The organism is Pseudomonas sp. P7758 (genome assembly GCF_013386485.1).
Lineage (GTDB): Bacteria > Pseudomonadota > Gammaproteobacteria > Pseudomonadales > Pseudomonadaceae > Aquipseudomonas.
Map to the genome: position 1 here is coordinate 1 of NZ_JACARS010000218.1, position 3910 is coordinate 3910.

Below are 3910 nucleotides of genomic sequence, written 5' to 3' on the forward strand. Positions count from 1 at the left end.
TGTCACGCAGGGCGGCGGCGTAATGCACCATCTGCCGCGCCACGGCGATTTGCGTCGCCATGTCCGCCAGGCGGAAGGCCACGGCCTGGTGCTCGATGATCGGCTTGCCAAAGCTTTCCCGCTCGCGGGCGTAGTCCCGGGCCGCTTCAAATGCCGCCCGCGCCATTCCCACCGCCTGCGAAGCAATGCCGACACGCCCGCCTTCGAGGTTGGCCAGGGCGATCCGGTAGCCTTCGCCCTCCTCGCCCAAACGATTGGCCACCGGCACCTTCACATCCTCAAACAGGATCTGGCAGGTGTCGGAAGCATGCTGGCCGAGCTTCTCCTCGACCCGCGCGACGCTGTAGCCCGGCGAGTCGGTGGGCACGATAAAGGCGCTGATGCCGCGTTTGCCGGCAGCCGGATCGGTGACTGCAAACACAATCACGATCCCGGCGTTTTGCCCGGAAGTGATGAACTGCTTGCAGCCATTCAAGACGTAGTGATCGCCCTCCAGCCGGGCACGGGTTTTCAGGCCGCTGGCGTCGGAACCGGCCTGGGGCTCGGTCAAGGCAAACGCACCGAGCATCGCACCACTGGCCAGGGGCTTGAGGAACTGCTCGCGCTGTTGATCATTGCCGAACTTGAGGATCGGCACGCAGCCCACGGAGTTGTGCACGCTCATGATGGTCGAGCAGGCGCCGTCACCGGCAGCGATCTCTTCCAGGGCCATGGCGTAGGCCAGGTAGCCGGTATCACAGCCGCCCCATTGCTCCGGGACCAGCATGCCGAAAAAGCCCAGCTCGGCCATTTCACCAATGGCTTCCTTGGGAAAGCGATGCTCGCGGTCCCACTCGGCAGCGAACGGTTTGAGGCGTTCCTGGGCAAATTGCCGGGCGGCTTCGCTGATTTGCAGTTGTTCGTCATTCGGCAGCATAGGTGTTCCTTAGTACAGGCATTCAACGGCCATGGCCGTGGCTTCACCGCCGCCGATGCAGATCGCTGCAACGCCGCGCTTGAGGCCTTTCTGGCGCAGGGCCGAAAGCAGGGTCACCAGGATCCGCGCGCCGGACGCGCCAATCGGATGGCCCAGGGCACAGGCACCGCCGTGGATGTTGACCTTGCTGTGGGGAATCTCCAGCTTGCTCATGGTCACCAGGCTGACCACGGCAAAGGCTTCGTTGATTTCAAACAGGTCGACTTCGTCGAGGTTCCAGCCGGTCTTGCTCATCAGCTTGCGGATCGCCCCCACCGGCGCTACCGGGAACAGGCCAGGCTCATCGGCAAACGCCGCGTGGCCATGGATCACCGCCAGAGGCTTGAGCCCGCGCTTGTGCGCTTCGGACTGGCGCATCAGCAGCAGCGCCGCCGCACCGTCGGAAATCGAACTGGAGTTGGCTGCCGTCACCGTACCGCCTTCACGGAAGGCCGGCTTCAGGGTGGCGATCTTGTCCAGCTTGGCTTTCGGCGGCTGTTCGTCGTGGATGATGGTTTTCTGTTCCTTGCCCACGGTGACCTGCACCGGGACGATTTCGGCGATGAAGTTGCCGTCGGTGATCGCCTGTTGCGCACGGGTCAGGGACGCAATCGCGAACGCGTCCTGGGCCTCGCGGGAAAAGCCGTTGTGCTCGGCGCAGTCCTCGGCAAAGGTGCCCATCAAGCGGCCCTTGTCGTAGGCGTCCTCAAGGCCGTCGAGGAACATGTGGTCGAGCACCCGGCCGTGGCCCATGCGGTAACCGCTGCGGGCGCGGTCCAGCAGGTACGGCGCGTTGGACATGCTCTCCATGCCACCGGCGATGACCACTTCCACGCTGCCCGCCAGCAACGCGTCATGGGCCAGGATCGTGGCTTCCATGCCCGAACCGCACATCTTGTTGAGGGTGGTGCAGCGCGTGGACTTGTCCAAGCCAGCACCCAGCGCCGCCTGGCGTGCCGGCGCCTGGCCGAGGCCGGCGGGCAGCACGCAACCGAACAGCACTTCATCCACGGCATCGGAAGCGATACCGGCGCGTTCGACCGCTGCACGAATCGCCGCAGCGCCCAGTTGCGGAGCGGTGAGGCCTTTGAGATCGCCCTGGAACCCGCCCATCGGAGTGCGTACCGCGCTGACAATAACGATTGGATCAGTCATGAAAATCTCCTTATTTGGCTGCCATGCGCAAGGCCCCGTCGAGACGGATCACCTCGCCGTTGAGCATGCTGTTTTCAATGATATGCCGCACCAGCGCGGCGTACTCGCCCGGCTTGCCCAGGCGCGGCGGGAATGGCACGCCGGCGGCGAGGGATTCGCGCACTTGCGGCGTCATGCCCGCCATCATCGGAGTTTCGAAAATACCGGGGGCGATGGTCATCACCCGAATCCCGTAGCGCGCCAGTTCGCGGGCCGCCGGCAGGGTCAGGCTGGCAATCGCGCCCTTGGACGCGGCATAGGCCGCCTGGCCGATCTGGCCGTCAAACGCTGCCACTGAAGCGGTATTGATGATCACACCGCGCTCGCCATCGGCATTCGCCTCGGTTTCAGCGATAGCCGCTGCAGCCAGGCGCAGCAGGTTGAAACTGCCGATCAGGTTGACGTTGATCACCTGGGCGAAGTTGGCCAGCACGTGCGGGCCATTTTTGCCGAGGATTTTCTCGCCCCGCACCACACCGGCACAGTTGACCAACCCATGCAAACCGCCAAAGGCGGCGACGGTGGCCTGTACCGCCGCTTCGGCAGCGGCTTCCTGGCTGATATCGGCGACCGCGCTGCGGGCCTGCGCGCCGAGCTTTTGCGCCTGGGCGGCCACTGCGTCGGCGTTCAGGTCCACCAGCATCACCTTGGCACCGGCCGCCACGAGCATCTCGGCGGTTGCCGCGCCGAGGCCTGAAGCGCCACCGCTGACCAGAAAAACCTTGTTCTCAATCTGCATCATTGTTTCCTTGAAGAATGGGTCACGCCGTGGCCGCCTGGGCCTTGGCAATTTCCTGATTACGCAAAATGAAGCGTTGCAGCTTGCCGCTCGGGGTCTTGGGCAGCTCGCTGACAAATTCGATTTCCCGCGGGTACGAGTGAGCGGCCAGGCGCTTGCGCACGTGCTGGCGCAGCTCTTCGGCCAGGGCCGGCTCGGCGCGGTACTGCTCGCTGAGCACCACAAACGCCTTGACGATCTCGGTGCGTTCCGGACATGGCTTACCCACCACGGCGGCCTCCACCACGGCCGGATGCTCGATCAAGGCGCTTTCTACGTCGAACGGCCCCACGCGATAGCCGGAGGTGGTGATCACATCGTCGCTGCGCCCGACAAAGCTGATGCTGCCATCGGGGTTCAGCTCCACCGTATCGCCGCTGAGGTAGTACTTGCCGACGAAGGCCTTGGTCTTGACGCCGTCATAACCGGCAAACCAGCACATCGGCGATTGCTCGCGGTCGATGGCGAGGATGCCCGGTTGGCCGGCGGGCAACTCCTGATGGTTGTCGTCCAGCACCACGATGCGATGGCCCGGCGAGGCAAAGCCCGCGGAGCCGACGTGCACCGGATGCTCCAGGCCATGGTGATTGCACAGCACCATGCCCAACTCGGTCTGGCCGTAGTGGTCGTGGATGGTCACGCCGAGGTTATCGGCGAACCAGCGGATCACTTCCGGGTTCAATGGCTCGCCGGCGCTGCTGACAATACGCAGCTTGCCCTTGATCGACTTGGCGAACTGCTCGCCCCCGGCGATCAGCAGGCGATAGGCCGTGGGAGAACCGGTGAGGTTGGTAATCCCGTATTTGTTGATGACACGGCATGTGCTTTCGAGGGTGAACGGGCCATCGTAGAAGGTGATCGGGTGGCCCATGGACAAGGGGCCGGTCACGCCGAAATAGATGCCGTAGGCCCAGCCCGGGTCGGCGACGTTCCAGAATGCGTCTTCGGGGCGCAGGTCGACGGCGTCGCGGGTGTAGCTCTGG

4 protein-coding genes are annotated in these 3910 nt (G+C 64.3%); all 4 read right to left on the minus strand.

What is annotated here, in order from left to right; translation table 11 throughout:
• Positions 1–916, minus strand: a 916-nt coding sequence (locus tag HX873_RS30750) for an acyl-CoA dehydrogenase (protein WP_177123727.1), incomplete at its 3' end; no start/stop codon positions are given.
• Between the two features lie 9 nt (positions 917–925).
• Positions 926–2110, minus strand: coding sequence for an acetyl-CoA C-acyltransferase (locus HX873_RS30755; RefSeq protein ID WP_087693007.1), 1185 nt, complete (start codon positions 2108–2110; stop codon positions 926–928).
• Between the two features lie 10 nt (positions 2111–2120).
• Positions 2121–2888, minus strand: a complete 768-nt coding sequence (locus tag HX873_RS30760; RefSeq protein ID WP_003217603.1) for an SDR family NAD(P)-dependent oxidoreductase — start codon at positions 2886–2888, stop codon at positions 2121–2123.
• Between the two features lie 22 nt (positions 2889–2910).
• Positions 2911–3910 (minus strand): AMP-binding protein (locus tag HX873_RS30765; RefSeq protein ID WP_177123729.1); only part of this gene is annotated, 1000 nt, incomplete at its 5' end.